Consider the following 22,070-nt stretch of genomic DNA (forward strand, 5'->3'; position numbering starts at 1 on the left):
CTTTCTGCGGTACAGTACCGCTCCTTCATTTGATGGCTCCAATCCGAGTGGTCCAGGCGCGGCATTGCTCCCGAAAATGTACCTTTGCGCCCTTTCGGCACTCCCGATATTCAATGGAACCCCAGCCTTGGTTCCGGCAAACAGTTGCGCCATCAATTACGTTGTTAACAACAAGCCACTCAGCCAGATAGCCGCTGCCGCCACCCCATCTCTTTATCCACTGAGAATCACGCTCCGGGGTGTTTTGAGCACTGCCCTGCCGAGCTATTCGCTGGTCTCGCTCAGCCTGAAACTGCGCTAGGTATTCTTGAGAAACCATGCCCTGGGGCTCAGACGCTTTCTGCGGAGCACGGGCGCGCGGCAGCTCGCCACCGTTCTGGCAACGGATCACATTTTCATCGATAGCATTGCTACCGTTCAGGCAATCGCGCAGCGAGCGGCGATTTGGGGCCTCTGGCGCTGTTGGCCGCTGGGCTGTTTCAAGGGGAGGTGCAGGAAGATCCTGAGGACCTTCCGCAAACGGAACACTGCCTTCGACAGGCGCGGAGGCAGAGAAACGATCTACGAGAGAACGGAGCGAAGGCCAAGTCAGCGCTAGCACCGTGAGCAGTATCATGCCGCCAAACAAGTGCAGGGCGTTCCAGCGGAAGGTCCTAGGCCACTTACGGGCCCAGCCCTCTCGCTGACGTTCACTACTCTCGCGACGCATCCATTCGCGATCATCCAGTCCCATGGTCCTTCCCTACAGAGCGTCCATACATGGCATGTAGCCATGTCCAAAGCTAGCGCGAGAGGCTAGTACCCGTAAAGAGTTTAGGGTGACTACATAAAGCGTATTGTCAGAAATAGCCTGTTTCTGTGAGGTTTTGTCGCCTTTGAAATGCTCGATTTACAAGACTTTGAGGGCACGCGGGGCGCCTCTCATGCGATTCATAATGCTGATGTCCCAGGTTCAAGTCCCGGTGTAGCCACCATATTTTTCAAGGGGTTAGCGCAAGCTAACCCCTTTTCTTTTGCCTGTGGTGACTACAAGTGACTACAGCGTGTCTACCAAGCTAAAGACCACAGTTGCAACCAGCCTCCTTGCTCGCATTTGGTGTCAGCCACTCCAGGGATTAAACAGCTCAACACCGAAGCTCTGGAAGTGGCGGATATTGCGGGTAGCAACCGGTACGCCGTGCAACTTGGCTATCGCTGCAATTTGCCCGTCAGCCATATCGGCTATCTTTCCCTTGCCCTCACTCTCTGCCGCCAGCTCTGCGTAATGAACAGCGGCATCCGCATCGAATGGCAAGATCCTCCCGGCAAAGTCCTCTTCGAACATGGCAATGGCCACGTCCTGTAGTGCTTGCCTGCGCTTACCCTCCGGTATTCTGGCGATACCATAGAGGATCTCTGCCACCGTGATCGAACTGATGAGCAAATCCTGGACAGGTTGAGCGTCGACCCAAGCAACCACCACCGGATCCGGCTTCGCTCTCATGAGTTCTGACAGGACATTGGTGTCGAGCAGGATCATTCGTCGAAGTCCGCAGCCCGAGCCTTGGTATTACGAGCGGGCACCTCGATATCAGCCCCACCAACCAACGCAAAGCGGGAATGAATTCGGCTTCCCAGCCCACTACGTTTCTCTTCCCGAGAAAGTGCTTGGGCGAGGATTATCCGGACTTCCTCTTCCATCGAGCGGCCATGGTTCGCAGCGACCACTCGAAGCTTGGCCTTGAGGTCTTCGTCTAGATTTCTAATGGTGATACTGGCCATATTCCCTCCAGTGCAATCAATGAAATCACTGATAGCATACAGCAGACTGTCCAAGCTGAGCGAGCGGCGACAGACGCATGGCTGATTCAAGATGCTCCGGCGATAGGTGCGCATACCGCATGGTCATGGTGATCGAGGAGTGTCCGAGGATCCGCTGTAGAGCCAGGATGACCCCTCTCCCCCAACATGTAGTCGCTGGCGAAGGTACGGCGGAGGATATGGGTCATCTGGCCCGGCGTCTGGAACCCGCAACGCTGATAGGCGCAGCGGAACGCGGCGCGGCAGGACCTGAACAGGCGGCCAGACCCAGGCATGCCACCTTGAATGTCAGCCTCTCCAACTCACCTGGGATCAGCAGGTGGCTTGTAGTGACTCATAATGCTGATGTCCCAGATTCAAGCCCCGGTGTAGCCGGCATGTTCTTCAAGGGTTAGCGCAAGCCAAACCCTTTTTCTTTGGCGTGTGCCGACTCCAGTCCCGGGACGATCCATAAACCCCATGAAACAGGGCCAGGGACGCCGGTAGATCCCGCTCCCTCTTCCCGGAAAACTTGGGAATATCCACCTCTGCAAAAATCAGAATTCCCTGACTGACGTCCCCCTTTCCCCTGTGAAGTAATGGGTGTTTCCGTCAGCCCAAGGGAGAAGTCCCCATGCAGGTGCATATCTGGAAACGCAGGGAAGGTGACATCGTCACCCTCAAGCTGGCCAGCGACGGTGACGAACACACGTTGCTCCAGCAGTTGCGCGACGAAGGTATCGAGCTGATCTTCGGGCCGAACGACAGCCAGGTCACCGAAGTCTGCGTGCGTGCACCGGCATCGCTGAGGGCGCGGATCGACTCGGATGCGATCTGAGCGGCTAGCACGTCGAAGCCGGTGCGCCAACTACCTGATCTGGATCCGACACCTCGCCCGCTGAGCCTGGAAAGGCGTGGCGATCTGTGCATCAATAGCCCTCTGCCAGTATTTGCGCCTTTTCGAGTCCGGGGCTCCGCTCCGGGCTTTCCTTCGCGCTCGTTGCCACGGCGAGCGCGGTCGGACCAGGGCGCCGTTCCCGCTTCACCCGTGCCCGACGCACGCCAAGGATAGGCATCGACATGGCCCAGTTCTTCCCCGCCCGCAACGCCTGTCGCTTCGACAGCCCCGGCGAACGGCGCCTCGCCGAACGCCTGGAAAAGAAACTCGACGACGACTACCTATGCTGGTTCAACGTCCCGGTCGGCGACAACGCCCTGCATCCCGACGTGATCCTGGTCCATCCGCAGCGCGGCATGCTGGTGCTGGAGGTCAAGGACTGGAGCCTGGAGCGGATCACCTTCATGGACAAGGCGCAGGCGCGGATCCGCGACGGCGCTGGCGAGCGGACCCACAAGCATCCGCTGGAGCAGGCGCGCGAGTATACCTTCGAGGTGGTGAAGACCCTGCGCAAGGACGCCGCCCTGAAGCAGCCGGAGAGCGCCGCGCGGCCGGGCCAGCTGGTGATGCCCTTCGGCTTCGGCGTGGTGCTCAGCAACGTTACCCGCAGCCAGTTCGAACAGACCGACCTGCACGAAGTACTCGACCCGCACAAGGTGATCTTCCAGGACGAAATGACCGAGTCGGTAGACAGCGAGGCCTTCCAGCAGCGCCTGTGGGACCTGTTTCCCTACCCCTTCCACTGCCAGCTGTCGCCGGAGCAGCTGGACCGGGTGCGCTACCACCTGTTTCCCGAGGTACGGGTCAGCCAGCAGTCCGGGCAGTTCGGCCTGTTCAGCGCCAGCGAGGCGCCTCTGCCGAGCCTGATCAAGGTCATGGACCTGCAGCAGGAACAACTGGCCCGCTCCCTCGGCGACGGTCACCGGGTGATCCACGGCGTCGCCGGCAGCGGCAAGACCATGATCCTGGCCTACCGCTGCAAGCACCTGGCGGCGCTGGCGAGCAAGCCGATCCTGGTGCTCTGCTACAACCGCTCGCTGGCCGGGCGCCTCAACCAGCTGATGGTCGAGCGCGGCCTGGGTGACAAGGTAAAGGTGCGCAGCTTCCATGCCTGGTGCCGGGAATTGCTGGTCGAGCACGGTCTCGAGCTGCCCGGAGCGACGCTCTCGGTCAACGAGAAGATGGAAACCATGGTCCGCCAGGCCGTCGACGGCGCGAACGACGGACGCATTCCCGGCGCACGCTACGCGGCGGTGCTCATCGACGAAGGCCACGACTTCCAGCCCGACTGGTTCCGCCTGGCCGTGCGCATGGTCGACGGCGACAGCGGCTCGCTGCTGGTGCTCTACGACGACGCCCAGTCGATCTACCGGCCGAAGGGCGGCAGGCGCCTGGACTTCAGCTTCGCCAGCGTCGGCATCCGCGCCCAGGGCCGCACCACCATCCTGCGGACCAACTACCGCAACACCCTGGAGGTGCTCAGCGTAGCCCGCGCCTTCGCCCACGACCTGCTCGCCGCTCGCGAGGACAGCGACGATGGCGTTCCCACCCTGGCCCCGGAAAGCGCCGGCCGCCGCGGCGCCTTCCCGGAACTGATCCACTGCGCCAGCGAACGCAAGGAATGGCAGTGCCTGGTCGAACGCATCCGCGACGCCCAGGCCCACGGCCGCGCGCTCAGCGACATCGCCATCGTCTATCGCCACCACACCCAGGGCCAACGCGCCGAGCGCGCCCTGCAGGAGGCCGGCATTCCCTGCGCCTCCGGCCTCTCCACCCAGGGCCGCGCCAGCCTCTACGGCGCCAGCGATTCGGTGAAGCTGGTCAGCATGCATTCCAGCAAGGGGCTGGAGTTCGGCCTGGTGCTGATTCCAGGTCTGCACGAGATGCCCAGGACGAACGAAGACGAAAGCGACGAGGCGCGTCTGCTCTACGTGGCGATGACGCGGGCGATCGACCGTTTGGTGATGACCTATAGGGAAGGCACCGGATTCACCGGGAGGGTTGCAGAGGCGATAGGGGTCGCGCGGGGAGTGCTTGCCTGAGGGGGTAGGCGGGCTCGCGACTGGTCCAGTCGCCGGCCTTTTTCTGCCCCTCGTTTCCGACCCGTCGTCAGGCATGCCGTCTTGTTTGGCTACCAGGCAAGGGTCGCTGAAACAGTTCGTATCATTTGATAATAATTATCAATTTGTTTAGCTTTGCCGTCGACAAAACAACAGCAAATCGGACACCCCTCATGCCCCGCTCCATTCCTTCGCGCCCGGCTCCCCTGGCGCTTTCCCTCTCCCTGTTCGCTTCGTTTTCCGCTCCCACGCTGGCCGCCGATCCGGTGGAGCAGCAGATGGTGGTGATCGGTTCGCGCGCGCCGACCAGCATCAGCGAGTTACCCGGCACGGTCTGGGTGATCGAGCGCGAGCAACTGGACCAGCAGACCCAGGCCGGCGTGCCGCTGAAAGAGGCGCTGGGGCAATTGATCCCGGGCCTGGACATCGGCTCGCAGGGCCGCACCAACAACGGCCAGAACCTGCGCGGGCGCAGCGTGCTGGTAATGATCGACGGCGTGTCGCTGAACAGTTCGCGTGGCATCAGCCGGCAGTTCGACTCCATCGATCCGTTCAACATCGAGCGCATCGAGGTGATGTCCGGCGCCAGCGCGGTCTATGGCGGCGGCGCCACCGGCGGAATCATCAATATCGTGACCAGGAAGGGCGTCGGCGGCGACACCCGCTTCAACACCGAACTGGGCGCCCGCAGCGGCTTCCAGAGCCACGAGGACCACGACCTGCGCGCGGCGCAGTCGATCAGCGGCGGCAATGATCTGTTCAACGGCCGCCTGGCCATCGCCTACCAGAAGAACGGCGCGGCCTACGACGGCAATGGCGACCAGGTGCTGACCGACATCACCCAGACCGACCTGCAATACAACAGGTCGGTGGATCTGATGGGCAGCCTCGGCTTCACTTTCGCCAATGGCCACAGCCTCGATCTCGGCCTGCAGTACTACGACTCCGGCTACGATGGCGACCGCGGCCTCGATCTCGGGCGCAACTTCGACGCCCTGCGCGGACGGGCGCCCTATTCGATCAAGGGCGGCGTCGACCTCGACCGCGAGCCGGAGAGCAAGCGCCACCAGTTCAACGCCACCTACCACGCGCCGGAAGTGCTGGGCCACGACCTCTACCTGCAGGCCTACTACCGCAACGAGAAGATGGCCTTCAACCCCTTCCCCACCATCCGTTACAACAATAGCGGCGCGATCAACTACGGCACCTCCTACTACTCCGCCTCGCAGCAGGACACCGACTACTATGGGATGAAACTGGCCCTGGTGAAGACCTGGGAGCGTGTCAGCCTGACCTACGGGGTGGACCTGGACCGGGAGAAGTTCACCTCTGACCAGATGCTCTTCAACCTGCCGCTCGCCGCCGCCAGCGGCGGGCTGGTCGCCAGCGAGCAGGCCAAGCTGGGCCGCTACCCGGACATCGATACCGACAGCCGCGCGTTCTTCCTCCAGGGCAGTTGGAAGGCCACCGATGACCTGACCCTGAGCGCCGGCGTGCGGCGCCAGTCGATGAGCACCGACGTCAGCGACTTCGTCGCGGCGAACCAGCAGATCCTCATCGCCAACGGCCTCGGCAAGTCCGCCGACGCGGTTCCGGGCGGGAGCAAGGACTACGACGTCAACCTGGTCAACGTCGGCGCCATCTACAAGCTGAACCAGCAACAACAGGTCTGGGCCAACTACAGCGAAGGCTTCGAGTTGCCGGACCCGGCCAAGTACTACGGCTTCGGGCGCTACGGCGCAGCCGACGGCAACGGCCACTATCCGCTGCTGCAGGGCGTGAGCGTGAACGATTCGCCGCTGGACGGGATCAAGACCAAGCAGGTCGAGCTGGGCTGGCGGCACACCGACGGTGCGCTGGATACCCAGGTGGCGGCGTTCTATTCCTGGTCGGACAAGAGCATCAAGTACGACTCGAAGACCCTGGCGGTGCTGCAGCAGGACACCAAGAAGCGCAACTATGGCTTCGAGGGCCAGGCCACCTACTGGCTGGACGATCACTGGCAGGTCGGCGTCAACGGCCTGGCCATCCGCTCCCAGGAGAAAGTCGATGGCCGCTGGCTGAAGCAGGACGTGACCTCGGCCAGCCCGTCCAAGGCCGGCGCCTTCGTCGGCTGGAAGGACGACCAGCGCAGCCTGCGCCTACAGGGCGTGCGCACCTTCAACCTGAACGACGAGGCGGGCAACAAGATCGACGGCTACGCGCTGTTCGACCTGCTCGGCACCCAGGCGCTGCCGGTGGGCAGCCTCACCGCGGGTATCCAGAACCTGCTGGACAAGGACTACACCACGGTCTGGGGACAGCGCGCCCAGGTCTACTACGGCGGACTCGCGCCAGCGGGGCTGTTCGATTACAAGGGGCGGGGACGCACCTACAGCCTGACGTATAGCGTGGAGTTCTGAAGCTCTCCCCTCTCCCCGAAGGGAGAGGGGGCCGATCGGAGCGAGGCGGTGACCATGGCTGGCACCGCCGCGCCTCTCAGCAGCAACTTCCCAGCGGACTCAAGCGATACTGCGGCGGCAACTGGTCGAGGCCGCTGACCGTGACGTTGAGGTTCTTCCACAGGCCATCCTTGATCCCGTAGATGCAGCCGTGCACGGACAGCGGCTGGCCACGGTGCCAGGCATTCTGGACGATGCTGGTGTGGCTGACGTTGGCCACCTGCTGGATCACGTTGAGCTCGCAGAGGCGGTCGACGCGTTCCTCCTCGGTCGGCAACTGTTCCAGATGCTCGCGGTACTCGTAGGCGAGGTCGCGGATGCTGCGCAGCCAGCCGTCGATCAGGCCCAGCTGGTCGTTGTGCAGGGAGGCGCGCACGCCGCCGCAGCCATAGTGACCGGTGACCAGGATGTGCTTGACCTTGAGCACGTCGACGGCGAACTGGATCACCGACAGGCAGTTGAGATCGGTGTGCAGCACGACGTTGGCGACGTTGCGGTGGACGAACAGGTCGCCGGGCAGCATGCCGACGATCTCGTTGGCCGGCACCCGCGCGTCGGAGCAGCCTATCCAGAGGTATTCGGGGGTCTGCTGGCGGGCCAGCTTGGCGAAGAAGTCCGGGTCTTCCTGCTTGATCGCTTCGGCCCAGCGGACGTTGTTCTCGAACAGTTGCTGCAAGTCGCTCATGGCATGCCCCTCGTTTGACCGGTGCAGCACCTTACGGAAGGCGGCGCCCGTTTGACAAGCGTCACAACGCGGCGTGGCTGCGCCACCAGCGCGGTTGCGCCAGCGGCTGCGCGGCGGCGGCCTGTTCCTGCCAACTGGCGTGCCAGGCGGCGGCGTCCTCGGCCAGGCGCTGCCAGTCGGGCCGCTCGAGGCCGGCGAAGAGCTCCCGCTCCAGCCAGTCGCGGCCGCTGCGCAAGGCCTGGCGGAAGGCGCGGTCACGGAGCGCGCGGCGATGCACCGCCTCGAAGCGCCACCAGGGCGAGTCCTGCACCGCGTCGCGCGGCTGGCTGAGCACGGCGGCGCCGGAGGCCGGATCGAAGGACAGCGGCTGGAACAGTCCCAGGCACGGCGCCGAAGTACCGCTGGCGGCCAGCAGCGGGCCGTCGTCGCGCAAGCGGGCGACCAGGCTGGCGGTGGTCTGCGAGGGCCGCCAGAAACCGCCGGCGTGCATGCACACCTGGCGATTGTTGTGGCGACTGAAATGATCGCCGCGCGGGCCGTGGTGGCGCAGCGCGGCGAACAGCGCATGCCAGTCCGGCTCGCCGGGCAGGCTGTCGAGGAAGCGCTGGTTGACCCGGCAGCGCTGGTGCGCGCCGCCGACCCAGGGCAGCAGGCGGGTGTCGAAGACCCGCGCGAAGTGGAAGTCGCCGCGGCCGTCCCAGCAGCCCTGGCGGCGCGCCTGGTCTTCGAGGTCGCGGCTGCACAGGTCGAACTCGTGGCCAAGGGTCAGGGCGTTGGAGATGGCCCAGCGCTCGACCTTCTTCGCCGCCCACAGGTTGCCGGCGGTTTCCAGTACCTAGGCCTCACCGGGGTCGGCGATGAGGAAGCTGTTGTCGTAGCGCAAGCGCTTGTCGCGGTAGCCGGCCGGGCCACCCTGGCCGTAGCGCTGCAGCAGGCCGGTGATCACCTCCAGCGCCTCGCGGGCGCTGGCGCCGCGTTCCAGGCCCAGACGCAGCAGGTCCATGCCGAGCAGCGCGGCGCCGCGCTGGCGGGTCAGCCTGGTGAACACCGCTTCGTTGCCGATCGCCACGCCGTGTTCGTTGACGCCCATCTCCGCGCCCCAGATCCAGCTCGGCTGGCTGATCACCAGCGCATGCCGCCGGGCGACCTGGGGGATGTCGAGGTAAGTGGTGCGCAGGCGCGCTTCCGGATCGTTGCGCACCGCCGGCAGGCGCAACAGGCGCTGCGGTTCGGCGGGCTCGCGATCGCTGTTCTTGGCGAACCAGGTCTGGCCCTGGTGGCGAAGGATCAGGGTGTCGCACATGGGGGAAGCTCCAGTCTGCGCATCCTGCCACCGGCCACTGTCGACCTGACTTCGCATTCCCGCGAAGGGCTGCCACGTGAAGGGACCTGCCTGCGGCATGCAGGCGAGAATCGGAACGCTGGTAAGGGTACGACGGTGCCAGAAGGCCAGCTAGCTACCCCATGTGATAGCTAGTTGCCAGTAGCGCAGCGGAGCATGGCTCAATCGAGCAGGGTGCAGGCCATCACCAGGGCGTCCTCGCGACCGCCGACCGCCGGGTAGTAGTCGCGGCGGCGGCCGATCTCGTTGAAGCCGTAGCGCTCGTAGAGGCGGTAGGCGGCCTGGTTGGAGGCACGCACTTCGAGGAAGCACTCGCGGGCCTGGTGTCCGGCTGCCTCGCGCATCAGGTGCTCGAGCAGGCGTAGGCCGAGGCCACGACCCTGGCTCTCCGGCTTCACCGTGATGTTCAGCAGGTGCGCCTCGTCGAGGATGATCTGGATGACCCCGTGACCGACCTGCTGGCTGCCTTCGAACATCAGCCAGCAACGATAGTTCTTCAGGCCTTCGCTGAAGATGCCGCGGGTCCAGGGATGGCTGAAGGCGGCGTATTCGATTTTCAGCACGGCATCGAGGTCCGCCTCGGTCATCGGGCGGAAGGAAATCGCATCGCTCATTGAATCTCGCTCGACCAGCGCTGACGGACACGACGCATGGCGCGCCATAGCTCGCCCTTGAGGGCGGGCTCTTCCATGAGGGTTTCCAGGCCCGGAACCGCCCAGGCGGCGCCCAGGCCCTCCACCTGCAGCTCGCGGAACAGGCTGCCCTCGTCGCCCTCGCCAGCGAAGCGGATCGCCGGCAGGCCGACCAGCCACAGGCAGCGGCTGCGCTCGCCCTCTTCCAGGCGCGCGGCGACGAAGCTCTGGACGAACTCCAGGGCCGCCTGCGGGCCCTGGTCGAGATTGCCGCGCGCCAGCAGCGGCCAGCGCACCGGTTCGCCGATCAGCCGCGGGCTGTCCGGCAGGCCGGCGGCGCGCAGCAGGTCGCGCAGCAGCAGGTAGCCCGGATCGCGGCTGGCGAAGGGCTCGCCGGTGGGCAGTTCGACCAGCAGGGCGCAGGGCCCGGCCTGCAACAGTTGCAGAGCGAAACGCGGCGGCGGCGCCTGGACGACCGGCGGCTCGGCCGGGGCTTCCTCCACCGGCGCGAGCGGCTCGGCCTTCTTCGCCGCCGGGGCGCCCGGCTTCGGCAGGCTGATCGGAATCCCCCGGCCCTCCGCCGGCACGACGGGCGCCACGCTCGAAGCGGCGGTCGGCGCTTCGGCCTGCGGCACGCGGGCCTGTGGCAGGTCGACCGCGGCACGCGCGGACACCACCGGCTCCTCCCGCGATGGAGTCTCCAGCAGTTCCAGCCGCGACGGCGCGGCGAACGGCAACGGCTGGCGGGGCAGCCAGCTGGTTATCTGCATCGCGCCCAGGAAGGCGCGGCGACGCTGTTCTTCGATCAAGTCTCGGGCACCGGCAAATAGGCGATGCGCGGGAGATGCTGGCATCCCCCGGCGTTCAGGCTGGCCATGATAACGGTTCTTCGACCTCGGCGGAGCGGCTTTGTCCCGTCGGGCGACGGTTCGTCGCTCAGCGCGGGGCGACGGTGAAGATGTTGACGTTGCCCTGCAGCTTCAGGGTGCCGTCGATGCGCGCGCTGACCAGGTTGGTCTGCACCAGCCCGGGGTCGGTGCCGCGCGCCTTGTTGGCACCGGCGATGGTGAAGCGCAGGTCCTGGAAGCTGGTGTCCTTCAGGCCGACGCGCAGCACCGGGCGGTTGAAGGCGGCGCCGTCGCCGCCGAAGCCGTCCTTGATGGTCACCACGTCCAGGGTGACTTCGTCGAAGCTGAACTTGCCGCTGATGTCGTCGATCACCAGGTAGTTGTTGCCGCTGCCGGCCGGCTGGATCGCCAGGCGCGCGCCGCAGCCGCCGGCGCAGCGGGTCTGCGAAGGATTTTCCTGGAGATTGAGCGAGGCGCTGATGCTGATCCCGGCCTGGCCGACCACGTCGCCCAGGTCGCTATCGCCCAGCGAGCGCAGCTCGGCCCCGGCCGAGGCGCTGAACAGCAGCGCCAGCGCCGCGAGGATGCCGATGCCGCCTGCCTGTGGATGAGTCTGCCTGGCCATGTGCTGTGTGCCTCGTTTCGCGCCGCCACCTCAGAGGTTGTGCGACGTCACCTTCAGGTAGTTGAAGCTGAGCCCGGAAATCTCGTTGCGGCCCATGTCGTAGCCGCCGGTGGGCACCTGCCCGTAGCCCGGCCGGGTGCCACCGATATTGAGGTTCTCGATCACCAGGCTGGTGCGCGGCGCGTTGGCGTAGAAGTCGGCGGCGTTGGCCAGGGTCAGCTGGGGCAATTCGAAGGTGAAGTTGCCGTCGGCGGTGACCGAGAACAGCAACGGCTGCGACTTCCCGTAGCCCAGCGCGACGCTGGCGTAGGCATTGGTCAGGTAGACGGTGCGCGCGGCCTGCTCGGCGGCGCTGACGCAACTGGGCGAGCCGGCGCCGCAGGACATGATCTCGAAGGTCTTGGCGTAGAGGTTCAGGCGCATCTCGCCGACCAACTGGCTGCGCGCGTTGGCGCCCCAGAAGCGCAGGTAGGAGCCGTCCATCGCCAGTTCGGAGAAATCCAGGTTGAGCACGTCGGTGCGCGTGGAGGTGACGCCGAAGTCGAAGCGGATGCCGGCGTCGACCTTCTCGCCGGCGCGGCTCGAGCAGTTGCTGCCGGCCCCTGCGTAGCCGGCGATGCACGGCTGGCCGCCGGCGCCGTTGACCAGGCTGGGAAAGGCCAGCTCGATCACGTCCGCGTTGTCCGGCAGGGTACTGACCAGCCGGCCGTCGTCGAGCTGGGTGGTCAGTACCGAGCCCTTGGCCAGGTTCAGCTTGAACGGGAAATTGAGACGACCCAGGGTCACCGGCGCCAGGGCGCTGCCCTTGTCGCTGCCGGTGGCGGCGAGGTACAGCTCCTTCACCGTGATCGGCACGTTCTGCCCGGTGCTGGTGTTGGTCACGCCGTTGATCGCGACGGTGGCCTTGTTGCCGTCGAGCATGGCGTTGTCGAGGACGAAGCCGATGCCGGCGCCCTGCACGTCCGACAGTTGCTCGTCGTCGAGGGCGGTCATCTCGGCATGGGCGAAGGGCGCGGCCAGCAGGGCCGCGAGCAGATAGGCGCGGCTCATCTCAGCAGCCCTTGTTGAGGCCGCCCAGGCAAGTGTCCTGCCGTGGGATGCCATTGAAGGCCTGCCCGAAGTCGACCTTGATCGGTGCCGTTCCATCGGCGTTGCGCGACATGTTGAGGAAGGCGCCGGCCAGCGCGGCGACCAGCTTGGACGGATCCTGCTGGTCGCGCCACTGGACGTTCTGGCTCTGCATCGAGATGAAGAAGCCTTTCGACGAGTCGATGAATTTCTGCGAATTGTTCGGATCCACGGTGCCGATCGGGAACGACTGGTACTGGGCGAGGTTGAAGCAGGTCTGGGCGCCCATCAGCTTGCAGTCGTTGGAGGTCAGGAATGGCAGCAGGACGTTCACCAGGCTGCCGATGATGGTGCTGTCGTGCATGTCCAGCGCCGTGCCGTTCTTCAGGCCGATCATGGTGGCGCGGATCGGATCCGGGTTGCCGGAACTGTTCACCAGCTCGGCCTGGGCGGTGTACTGGGAACTGCCGGTGAGGGTGATGGCGGTCTTCGCCGCCAGGCAGTCGAGGGCCAGCAGGCCGCAGGAAATGCTGCCGCCCAGCTGGCTGCCGGTGCCGTACAGGTCCACCGGCACGTTGCCGGTCAGGCTCTTGATGTCGCCCGAGAGGTAGCCCTTGGCCTCGCCGAAACCGATGCGGATGCCGACCATCCTGTTGCCGTCGTAGGCGAACTCGATGTAGGGGTTGCTGATGAGGAACGGGTTGATCGCCCCGGTGGCGTCGTTGACCGTGCCCAGGGCGAAGTTGTCAATGGCGATGTCGGCGCTGCCGGCGGCCTCGCCGGCGCGGTTGTACTGGCCCAGCTGGAGCTTCTTCATGTTCAGCTGGGTCTCGATGTCGGCGCCGAAGTTGATGCGGGTGAAGTTCAGCCCGTTGGCGGCGTCGGTGGTCAGGTTGATGAAGGCCTGGCCGACCACGTCGGAGAGCTGCTCGTCGTCCAGTGACTCCATCCGCGCCTGGGCGGTCGTGGCCAGGAGAGCGACGCCGCAGAACAGCGCGCAACGCAGCAGGAAGGGCAGACGACGGGACATGGGCACACCTCTTGTTCTTCTCGTGGCCACAGCGAAGGCATTGCGACCTGTAGTCACTATAGAAAGCCCCGGGCGAATCGGGGCCGACCCATAGTCGAGAAAAACCGCCGAACGACGCGTTCGCCGCGACTGGCGCGGCGGACGAGCGGTCGTCCCGCCGAGGCGGATGTTACCCATCGTCACACGGGTAACGCCGGCCCTTCACTGCTGGCGGAACAGACCGATCAGATGGTCGGCGATGGCGCCCTTGATGGCGTTGAGGCTGAGCAGGGAGTGAGCGCCGAGACGGGCGGGATTGATCCGGTGCAGATGCAGCGAGGGCATGCGCGCCTCGTACTCGCGCAGGTCGCCCTTGACCAGGATCGGCAGGAACACATCGTCGTGGGCCTGGTAGCGCTGGATCAGCAGCTTCAGCCCCTCCTGGAACGGCAGCTCCTTCGACGCCACCAGGCGGTGCTCGCCGGGAATCTTCAGGTACAGCCCACGATAGCCCATGGTCTCGCCCGGCAGGATGTGGATGCCGGTGGGTTCCACCGCGGCCAGCGGGATGTCGTGGAAGGTGTCGTGCCAGGCCTGCTCGCTGGGCAGGATGGTGATGCCGCCATGGTCGCTCTCGGGAATCACGAAGCTGTAGTTGCTGTAGAGCTTCTCGACGTAGGCGGAATAGATGCACAGGCGGTTCTCGAAACGCTTGAGGAAGGCGATCGCCTCGCTGCGGTTGGTGATGGCATCCAGGTCCCAGGCAAGGTCACCCTGGTTCTGCAGTTCGGCCCAGCGGGCCTCGGCGTAGGCGGCGTCGTTCAAGAGTCGGCATTCATTTGGAATAAACAGGCCAGGGGGCTTCAGCAGAAAGCGTGCCAGCCCCCGGCAGCCCCATTCCCCGGACCAGGCGGGGCAGGAATACCCTAGCGCGGTCATAAACTGCCGTTTTTCGACACCCGAATAGTGGCCAGGCGCCACCTATGCCGGCAGTCGCCGGCAGGGCCTCCGCCAGCGGCGGCGCAGAGCCGCCGACGACGGCGGGCGCACTCATCGGCGGCGTCTGCGTCCGCCGCGCCTTTGCAGTACAATCGGTGCTTTTTCCACGGACCGGCCCTCCCGATGATCGACCCCCGACGCGTACTGCGTGCGCTTGCCGAACACTGGGCCCTGCTCGAGCCTCTCTGCGAGCGCTTCGATGCCGGCACCCTGAGCCTGGCGGAGCTGCGCAGCCAGCTGAACACCCAGTTACCGGAAAGCAATCCGGCGGAAATCACCGCCCTGCTCGACCAGTGGATCCGCCTGGACATCCTGGTCCCGGTGGCCAAGAGCCCCAACCGTTTCGAGCTGAACGCGCAGATCCACGACTTCCTCGCCTATCTGCGCCACGAGCACCGCCTCGGCCTGTGCCTGGAGATCGAAGCCTACCTGCGCCACCTGGAGCGCCTCGCCGGCTATATCCAGGACGCCTTCGAGACCCGCGACAGCCAGGACCTGGCGCGTCAGCTGCGGCTGCTCGACATGCGCGTGCGCGACGTCCTGAAGAAGCTCGGCAACGACGAGCAGGCGCTGATCGGCGTGGCCGAGCGGGCCAAGACCAGCGACCGGCAGATTCCCCTGGCGCAGCGCTACGCCGAGGTCCTGGCGACCTGGGACGAGTACGTCGAGCCGATGATCCAGCTGGTCAGCGCCGACGGCGCCTTCGAGCAGGGCGTGCGGCGGGTCGAGCAGGTCCTGCTGCGCCTGCTCGGCGAACAGCAGCGGCTCGGCCACCTGGTCGACGACGACCTGGTGCTGCGCACCCATGCGCGCATCCTGGAAATGCAGACCAACGCCCAGCTGACCCTGCGCCGCGCCCGCGAACTGCTGCTGCCGCTGCGCGAAGAGGCACGCCGGCACAACGCCGTGACCCGCGGCGCCGCCCTGGCGCTGGCGGCGATCCGGCGCAAGGGCCTGGACGCCGTGCCGCAGGCGGCGATGCCGCTGTTCACCCGGCCGCAGAGCACCTTCCTCGGCACCGCCTCGCAAGTCGAAAGCTACGTCTTCGCCCTCGCCCGCTTCGAGCCGAAGCCGGCGCAGTTCCCCAAGTCCAGCGGCCCGCGCAAGAGCAACGGGCCGGCGCGACCGCCGCGCACCGCGCGCGAGATGATCGAGCGCTGCCAGGCGGCGCTGCCGCTGCCGGACCTCATGCAGTGGCTGCTGGCCCAGGAGCCGGACGGCGCCACCGACGAACTGCTCTACTGGTTCTCCCGGCTGTCGCGCGACGCGCGCTTCCAGCGCGAGCGCCTGCAGCGCCGCGAGTACGAAACCACCGAACATTGCGTCAGCCTCTGCTCCTTCGCCCTGAATCCCGCCGCCAAGGACAAGGGTCAGGCCAGGGACGCAGACACCCTTTCCGCGAGCGAACCCCATGCATCTTGACCTCTCCGAACTGACCCAGCTCGCGCCGATCTTCCGCGAACTGTTCAAGGGCTACCACATCAGCCACCGCGACCCGGAGCTGTACACCCAGCTGTCCTCGCAGCAGGACCAGTACCGCGGCCTGTTCCGCGCCATGGGCTTCGAACTGGTCTGCGACACCCGCGGCTTCTACTACTTCGTCCCGGAGCAGGTCGGCGCCCAGGTCAACAAGACCGCCCAGCGCCTGGCGCTGTTCACCTTCATCCTCGTCGAGCATCTCGCCGACCAGGGCCGCGACCCGCTGTCCGTGCTGGACGGTGGCAGCATCGGTCGCGAGGAACTGCCGCCGCTGCTGGAGAAATACCGCGACCTGTTCCTCCAGGCCGAAGTGCAGACCCAGGAAGAACTGGAAGAGAAAGTCATGCGCCGCCTGACCCAGCTCGGCTTCGCCTCCGAGGACAACGGTGTGTACCGCTTCATGCCGCCGATGCACCGTTTCCTCGACGTCTGCCTGTCGGTGCAGCAGGACCGCAACCTGTCCGCCAGCCTGCATGCCGACCTGCCATTGCAGACCCCGGTGCTGGTCGATGACGGCGAGATCGAAGCGCTGATGGCCAGCGACGAAGAACTGGCCGAAGAGAGCGAGGAAGACGCCCTCGCCCGCGCCATCGCCGAAGAACACGCGCAACAGGAGGCTGACGCATGAGCCAGACCCGCTACGGCATCCGCCGCTTCGCCCTGCTCAACACCGCCGGCTACAGCCTGGGCATCTTCCCGCTGGAAAACCCGCTGTCGATCTACGGCGCCAACAACCTGGGCAAGAGCGCCTCGATCAACGCCCTGCAGTTCCCGATCCTTGCCCGCCTGTCGGACATGAGCTTCGGCAAGTACAGCATGGAGCAGTCGCGGCGCTTCTACTTCGCCTCGGATACCAGCTACATCCTCCTCGAACTCATGCTGCCCCACGGTCCGCACGTGATCGGCGTGGCCGGGCGCGGCCCGGGTGGCGGCTTCGGCCACCAGTTCTTCGCCTACGCCGGCGAGCTGAGCCTGGACCACTACCAGAAGAACGGCACCTGCCTGCGCCAGCGCGAGCTGTTCGCCAACCTCGAGCGTGAAGGCATCAAGGCCTACGAGGTGAAGCCGGAAGAGCTCCGCCGTCTGCTGGTCGGCGGGCATACCTCGATCCCGCTCGACCTGACCATGATCCCGCTGCGCTCCACCAGCGAGCAGAGCCTGAAGACCTTCCGCTCGCTGTTCATCAACCTGCTGCACATGCGCGAGATCACCGCGGCCAAGCTCAAGCAGCTGTTCCTCGACGCCTTCGAGCACAGCCTGCGCTCGGGCAACGTCGACTACATCGCCGCCTGCGAGGAAGCCTTCCGCGACGTGCGGCGGATGGAGCAGGACTACCAGGCGCTGGTCGCCGCCGGCCCGCTGGTGGAAGCCCTGGCCAATGGCGTGACCCAGCGCGACGTGCTGCGCGGCAAGATGCACCGCCTCTCGCCGCTGCTCGACAGCCTGCTCGGCACCTGGCACGACTATGCGGGCGCACGCCGCGAGGAACTGCTGATCCAGCATGAGCAGTACCGCGCCGAACAGGACGGATTGCAGAACGAACAGCGCGGCGGCACCCAGGAGCTGATGCGCCTGGAGCGCGAGATCGCCGGCATCCAGCGCTGGCTCGGCGAGCTGTCGGTGCTCAAGACCCGTTTCGCCCTGGTCGACGACGCCAAGGTCCTCGAACAGCAGCTGCTCGCCGCCAAGGACGCCCACGATGAACTGGCCGGGGCCCTGGCCCATTCGCGGCAGTTCTCCAGCGAAGATCTGGAAGAGCGCCTGCGCGACCTGGAAAAACGCCTGAAGAGCGTCCGCCAGCAACTCGAGCACGCCGACAACAACAGCTACGCACGCCTGCGCGAAGAGTTCAGCCAGCAGGACGTGGAGCGCCTGATGCGCCTGTTCAACGGCGCGCTGTTCAGCCTGCCGCTGGGCGAGAACGGGGTGAGCCTGGATGACGGCGACGTCTGGGTGAAGAGCGTCGAAGCCATCCTCGACCACTTCAAGGGCGAGCATTTCGAAGCCCCTGGCCTGAGCATCGACCTGTCGCACATCGAGCCGCCGGCGTTGCAGGCCCTGGCCGACCGCGCCGCCCTGCGCGACCAGAAGGAGCGCCTGGAGAAGGAGCTGAAGCAGCTCAAGACCCAGCAGAGCGTCGCCGCCGACCGCGCCGCGAGCAAGGCCCAGGCGGAAAAGCTGTACCAGGACGTGCTGGACGCGCAGAAGGCCTTGGAAGACTTCCGTCGCACCCAGACGCTGACCGCCGAGGAGCCCGGGAAGCTCGCCGAACTGGCCCAGCTGGAGGCGTCCCAGGACGAACTCAAGCGCTCCAGCGACGCCTTCGCCGAGCGCGTCCAGCAGCTCTCCGCGCGCCTGCAACTGGTGGCCCGGCAACTGGGCGACCTGGAGGCCAAGGAACGCACCCTGGAAGATGCCCTGCGCCGTCGCCAGTTGCTCCCGGCCGACCTGCCCTTCGGCACGCCGTTCATGGAGCCGGTGGACGACTCGCTGGACAACCTGCTGCCACTGCTCAACGACTACCAGGACACCTGGCAGGCTCTGCAGCGCATCGACGGGCAGATCGAGGCGCTGTACGCACAGGTGCGCCTGAAGGGCGTCGCCAAGTTCGACAGCGAGGACGACACCGAACGCCGCCTGAAGCTGCTGATCAACGCCTACGCGCATCGCCAGGACGAGGCCCTGACCCTGGCCAAGGCGCGCCGCGCGGCGGTCACCGACATCGCCCGGACCCTGCGCAACATCCGCAGCGACTACGACAACCTGGAACACCAGCTGGCCCTGTTCAACCGCGAGATCAACAAGCGCCAGGTCTCCAACCTGCAGAGCTTCCGCATCGTCCTCGCGCCGAACAAGGATGCGCTCAAGCACATCGATCAGATCATCCACAGCGCCGGCCAGTACGAGGAGGGCGAGAACCTCTCGGTGTTCGACCTGACCCAGAGCGCCGAGCAGGACGCGAAGAACGAGGAGGCCAAGGAATACCTGGCGCGCCTGGTCGCCGCCAACCACAACCAGCTGGGCCTGAAGGACCTGTTCGAACTGGCCTTCGAGATCACCAAGGTCAACGGCCAGCCGATCATGCATACCGACATCGACGGCGCCGCCTCCAACGGCACCACCATGACCATCAAGGCGCTGACCAACATGTACCTGTTGCTGCACCTGATGGACCGCGAGCAGGCCGGGCGCGTGCGCCTGCCCTACTACCTCGACGAGGCGGCGGACATCGACGAACGCAACCAGGCCGCACTGCTGGAGACCAGCCTGCAACTGGGCTTCGTGCCGATCCTGGCGAGCGTGAAGCCACAGGTTTCCGCACACGTGGCGATCGACCTGGAAGGCGGTAGCGGTCCGAACGGCATCTATATCGACGAAGCCGACTGGAAATACATCCGTCGCCGCGATACCGCCGCCAGCGGCGAAACCCGCGCAGCCAGCGAGCCGGAGGAAGCCGGCGAACCGGCGTGAAGCGTCTGCCACGGCCCCGCTCGACGGGGCCGTGGACTTTTCCGGTAGGCCCGGAGCCCCCGCGAAGATATAATTGGTTACATTCGCATTTGTAGCCCACGGGGAGAATCCATGCCTGTTCGACTTCTCAACCGTTTCCGCCACGCCGCCCTGGCGTGCCTGCTCGGTTCGCTTTCCCTCAATGCGGCGGCCGATCCCGTCACCCTTACTCTCTACAATGGCCAGCACGCCGCCACCGGTATCGCCATCGCCAAGGCCTTCCAGGACAAGACCGGCATCCAGGTGAAGATCCGCAAGGGCGGAGATGGCCAGCTCGCCAGCCAGATCACCGAGGAAGGCGAACGCTCGCCGGCCGACGTGCTCTACACCGAGGAATCGCCACCGTTGATCCGCCTGGCCAGCGCCGGCCTGCTGGCCAGGCTGGAGCCAGAAACCCTGGCCCTGGTCGAGCCGGAGCACGCCGGCGCCAACGGCGACTGGATCGGTATTACCGCCCGCACCCGGGTACTGGCCTACAACCCGAAGAAGATCGACGAGAAGGACCTGCCGAAGAGCCTGATGGATCTTTCCGATCCGTCCTGGTCCGGCCGCTTCGGCTTCGTGCCCACCAGCGGCGCCTTCCTCGAGCAGGTCGCCGCGGTGATCAAACTCAAGGGCCAGGAGGAAGCCGAGGACTGGCTGACCGGCCTGAAGGCCTTCGGCTCGATCTACACCAACAACGTCACCGCCATGAAAGCCGTGGAGAACGGCGAGGTCGACATGGCGCTGATCAATAACTACTACTGGTACACCCTGAAGAAGGAAAAGGGCGAGCTGAACTCGCGCCTGCACTACTTCGGCAACCAGGACCCGGGCGCGCTGGTCACCGTCTCCGGCGCCGCGGTGCTCAAGTCCAGCAAGCACCCCAGGGAAGCCCAGCAGTTCGTCGCCTTCATGCTCAGCGAGGAAGGCCAGAAGGCGATTCTCAGCCAATCCGCCGAGTACCCGATGCGCAAGGGCATGCAGGCCGATCCGGCGCTGAAGCCGTTCGCCGAGCTGGACCCACCGAAACTGACCCCGGCCGACCTGGGTGAGGCCAGCGAGGCCCTCAGTCTCGAACGCGACGTTGGCCTGAATTGATCGGCGCCGCCTCCACGCCCGTGCCCCTGCGCACGGGCTCGCGCCGACGAACGCCGTTCTGGCTGCTCCCGCCGGTCCTGCTCCTCGCCCTGCTGGCCAGCCTGCCGCTGCTCTACGTCGCGGCCAAGGCCTGGGACGCCGGCTGGCATACAGCCTGGCAACTGCTCTGGCGTCCCTACGTGTTCCGCCTGCTAGGCAACACCCTGTGGCTGATGCTCGGCGTGACCCTGCTCAGCGCCCTGCTCGGCCTGGCCCTGGCCTGGTGCGTGGAGCGCAGCGACCTGCCGGCGCGGCGCTTCTGGAACGTGGTGCTGTGCCTGCCGTTCGCCATCCCGGCCTTCGTCAGCAGCTTCACCTGGGTTTCGCTGAGCCCGATGTACGAAGGCCTCGGCGGCGCCATCCTGGTCATGACCATGTCCAAGTACCCGCTGGTCTACCTGCCGGTGGCGGCGACCCTGCGCGGCATCGATCCTTCCCTGGAGGAGTCGGCGCGGATGCTCGGCCTGTCGCGGCGCCAGGTATTCCTGCGGGTCACCCTGCCGCTGCTGCGCCCGACCCTGGCCGCCACCGGGCTGCTGGTGGCGCTGCACATGCTGGTGGAATTCGGCGCGCTGTCGATCCTGCGCTACCAGACCTTCACCACCGCCATCTATCAGGAGTTCGAACTGGAATTCAGCAACGCCACCGCGGCGATGCTCTCCTCGGTGCTCCTGGCGCTGTGCTTCCTGCTACTCTGGCTGGAGTTGCGCATGCGCGGCCGCGGCCGCCTGGTGCGCACCGGCCAGGGCAGCGCGCGACAGGCCGAGCGGGTTCGCCTAGGGCTGGGGAAATGGCCGCTCCAGGCGTTGCTGGTGGCGCTGGTGATCGTCGGCACCGGCATCCCGCTGGTGATGCTCGGCTACTGGCTGTACGAAGGCACCTCGGCCAGCTTCCCGCTGATGGAAATCGCCTCGACCCTGCTCTCCTCCCTGTCGCTGGCCTTCGGCGGGGCCCTGCTCAGTTGCCTGCTGGCGTTGCCGGTGAGCATCCTGGTGGTGCGCTACCCTGGCGCCCTGGCACGCTGGACCCAGCGCCTGCCATACCTCCTGCAGGCGCTGCCGGGCCTGGTGATCGCCTTGTCGCTGGTGTATTTCTCGCTGCACTACCTGCCGGCCACCTACCAGACCACCGGCCTGCTGCTGGTCGCCTACGCCCTGCTGTTCATGCCGCTGACCCAGGCGCCGATCCGCGTGGCCCTGGAAAAGGCCTCGCCGCAATTGGAGGAAGCCGCCCGCACCCTCGGCCAGACGCCGCTGATGGCCTTCCTGCGCATCACCCTGCCGATCATCTCGCCGGCCATCGGCGCCGGCTTCGTCCTGGTCTTCCTCGATACCATGAAGGAGCTGACCGCCACCCTGGTGCTCGGCCCCACCGGGCTGTCGACCCTGGCCACCTCGGTCTGGGTGCACACCGCCAACCTGGAGTACGCTGCCGCCGCGCCCTACGCCGCGCTGCTGATCCTGATCTCCGGCTTGCCGGTGTACCTGCTGACCACCCGGGCGCATCTCAGCGCTCACTGACATCCATTCCCCACCAGCAGGCATGCATGAACGAAAACGCCGCTTACCCAGGTAAG

General features: G+C 65.9%; 18 protein-coding genes and 2 pseudogenes. 8 read left to right on the plus strand and 12 right to left on the minus strand.

What is annotated here, in order from left to right; all coding sequences use genetic code 11:
• Positions 1 to 25: 25 nt before the first annotated feature.
• The 4 genes and pseudogenes from B7D75_RS29435 to B7D75_RS30050 form a co-directional block, all read right to left on the minus strand.
• Positions 26 to 733, minus strand: coding sequence for a hypothetical protein (locus B7D75_RS29435; RefSeq protein WP_162600468.1), 708 nt, complete (start codon positions 731 to 733; stop codon positions 26 to 28).
• A gap of 366 nt (positions 734 to 1,099) precedes the next feature.
• The gene (locus B7D75_RS24175) at positions 1,100 to 1,519 is read right to left on the minus strand and encodes a type II toxin-antitoxin system VapC family toxin (RefSeq protein WP_003156873.1); all 420 of its coding nucleotides are present in this window, start codon (positions 1,517 to 1,519) and stop codon (positions 1,100 to 1,102) included.
• Positions 1,516 to 1,761, minus strand: coding sequence for a FitA-like ribbon-helix-helix domain-containing protein (locus B7D75_RS24180; protein ID WP_107114498.1), 246 nt, complete (start codon positions 1,759 to 1,761; stop codon positions 1,516 to 1,518). Before B7D75_RS24180 ends, B7D75_RS24175 begins: the two co-directional genes overlap by 4 nt.
• A gap of 25 nt (positions 1,762 to 1,786) precedes the next feature.
• Positions 1,787 to 2,113 (minus strand): annotated as a pseudogene (locus tag B7D75_RS30050) (tyrosine-type recombinase/integrase); the annotation flags it as partial.
• A 300-nt stretch (positions 2,114 to 2,413) separates the two neighbouring features.
• Here B7D75_RS30050 and B7D75_RS24190 point away from each other — a divergent pair.
• From B7D75_RS24190 to B7D75_RS24200, 3 genes are all read left to right on the plus strand, one after another.
• The gene (locus tag B7D75_RS24190) at positions 2,414 to 2,617 is read left to right on the plus strand and encodes a hypothetical protein (protein WP_033976173.1); all 204 of its coding nucleotides are present in this window, start codon (positions 2,414 to 2,416) and stop codon (positions 2,615 to 2,617) included.
• Positions 2,618 to 2,859: 242 nt separating this feature from the next.
• Positions 2,860 to 4,719 (plus strand): DEAD/DEAH box helicase, encoded by a 1,860-nt coding sequence (locus B7D75_RS24195; protein ID WP_003156877.1) that lies wholly within the window; start codon positions 2,860 to 2,862, stop codon positions 4,717 to 4,719.
• A gap of 191 nt (positions 4,720 to 4,910) precedes the next feature.
• Entirely contained in the window at positions 4,911 to 7,139 is a 2,229-nt protein-coding gene (locus B7D75_RS24200; protein WP_034079924.1) for a TonB-dependent receptor, read from the plus strand.
• Positions 7,140 to 7,215: 76 nt separating this feature from the next.
• Here B7D75_RS24200 and can read toward each other — a convergent pair whose 3' ends face one another.
• From can to B7D75_RS24240, 8 genes and pseudogenes are all read right to left on the minus strand, one after another.
• Positions 7,216 to 7,863: a carbonate dehydratase gene (can, locus tag B7D75_RS24205; protein ID WP_012077439.1), complete on the minus strand. Its 648-nt coding sequence runs from the start codon at positions 7,861 to 7,863 to the stop codon at positions 7,216 to 7,218.
• 61 nt (positions 7,864 to 7,924) lie between these two features.
• Positions 7,925 to 9,166: pseudogene (locus tag B7D75_RS24210) on the minus strand (C69 family dipeptidase).
• A 200-nt stretch (positions 9,167 to 9,366) separates the two neighbouring features.
• Entirely contained in the window at positions 9,367 to 9,819 is a 453-nt protein-coding gene (rimI, locus tag B7D75_RS24215) for a ribosomal protein S18-alanine N-acetyltransferase (RefSeq protein WP_012077442.1), read from the minus strand.
• Positions 9,816 to 10,646 carry a protein TonB gene (locus tag B7D75_RS24220; RefSeq protein ID WP_033997531.1) on the minus strand — a complete coding sequence of 277 codons (831 nt, stop codon included), beginning with the start codon at positions 10,644 to 10,646 and terminating at the stop codon, positions 9,816 to 9,818. The genes rimI and B7D75_RS24220 overlap by 4 nt, the downstream gene beginning before the upstream one ends.
• Before the next feature lie 127 nt (positions 10,647 to 10,773).
• Positions 10,774 to 11,310, minus strand: a complete 537-nt coding sequence (locus tag B7D75_RS24225) for a DUF6160 family protein (RefSeq protein ID WP_034079928.1) — start codon at positions 11,308 to 11,310, stop codon at positions 10,774 to 10,776.
• 30 nt (positions 11,311 to 11,340) lie between these two features.
• The gene (locus tag B7D75_RS24230; protein WP_058135844.1) at positions 11,341 to 12,360 is read right to left on the minus strand and encodes a hypothetical protein; all 1,020 of its coding nucleotides are present in this window, start codon (positions 12,358 to 12,360) and stop codon (positions 11,341 to 11,343) included.
• Between the two features lies 1 nt (position 12,361).
• Positions 12,362 to 13,408: a DUF6160 family protein gene (locus B7D75_RS24235; RefSeq protein ID WP_003149571.1), complete on the minus strand. Its 1,047-nt coding sequence runs from the start codon at positions 13,406 to 13,408 to the stop codon at positions 12,362 to 12,364.
• A gap of 201 nt (positions 13,409 to 13,609) precedes the next feature.
• A complete protein-coding gene (locus tag B7D75_RS24240) occupies positions 13,610 to 14,212 on the minus strand; it encodes a hypothetical protein (protein ID WP_003149569.1) in 603 nt (200 codons plus the stop codon).
• Between the two features lie 297 nt (positions 14,213 to 14,509).
• Here B7D75_RS24240 and mksB point away from each other — a divergent pair, with 297 nt between their 5' ends.
• From mksB to B7D75_RS24265, 5 genes are all read left to right on the plus strand, one after another.
• Entirely contained in the window at positions 14,510 to 15,808 is a 1,299-nt protein-coding gene (mksB, locus tag B7D75_RS24245) for an Mks condensin complex protein MksB (protein WP_012077446.1), read from the plus strand.
• Positions 15,798 to 16,493: an Mks condensin complex protein MksE gene (gene mksE, locus B7D75_RS24250; protein ID WP_012077447.1), complete on the plus strand. Its 696-nt coding sequence runs from the start codon at positions 15,798 to 15,800 to the stop codon at positions 16,491 to 16,493. The genes mksB and mksE overlap by 11 nt, the downstream gene beginning before the upstream one ends.
• Positions 16,490 to 19,336 carry an Mks condensin complex protein MksF gene (gene mksF, locus B7D75_RS24255; RefSeq protein WP_043098840.1) on the plus strand — a complete coding sequence of 949 codons (2,847 nt, stop codon included), beginning with the start codon at positions 16,490 to 16,492 and terminating at the stop codon, positions 19,334 to 19,336. The genes mksE and mksF overlap by 4 nt, the downstream gene beginning before the upstream one ends.
• 111 nt (positions 19,337 to 19,447) lie before the next feature.
• Positions 19,448 to 20,455: an iron ABC transporter substrate-binding protein gene (locus B7D75_RS24260; protein ID WP_034079930.1), complete on the plus strand. Its 1,008-nt coding sequence runs from the start codon at positions 19,448 to 19,450 to the stop codon at positions 20,453 to 20,455.
• Positions 20,456 to 20,475: 20 nt separating this feature from the next.
• Positions 20,476 to 22,014: an ABC transporter permease gene (locus tag B7D75_RS24265; protein WP_034079934.1), complete on the plus strand. Its 1,539-nt coding sequence runs from the start codon at positions 20,476 to 20,478 to the stop codon at positions 22,012 to 22,014.
• The last annotated feature ends 56 nt before the right edge of the window (positions 22,015 to 22,070 follow it).

The sequence above is a fragment of the Pseudomonas paraeruginosa genome, assembly GCF_003025345.2.
In the GTDB taxonomy this organism is placed as follows: Bacteria; Pseudomonadota; Gammaproteobacteria; order Pseudomonadales; family Pseudomonadaceae; genus Pseudomonas; species Pseudomonas paraeruginosa.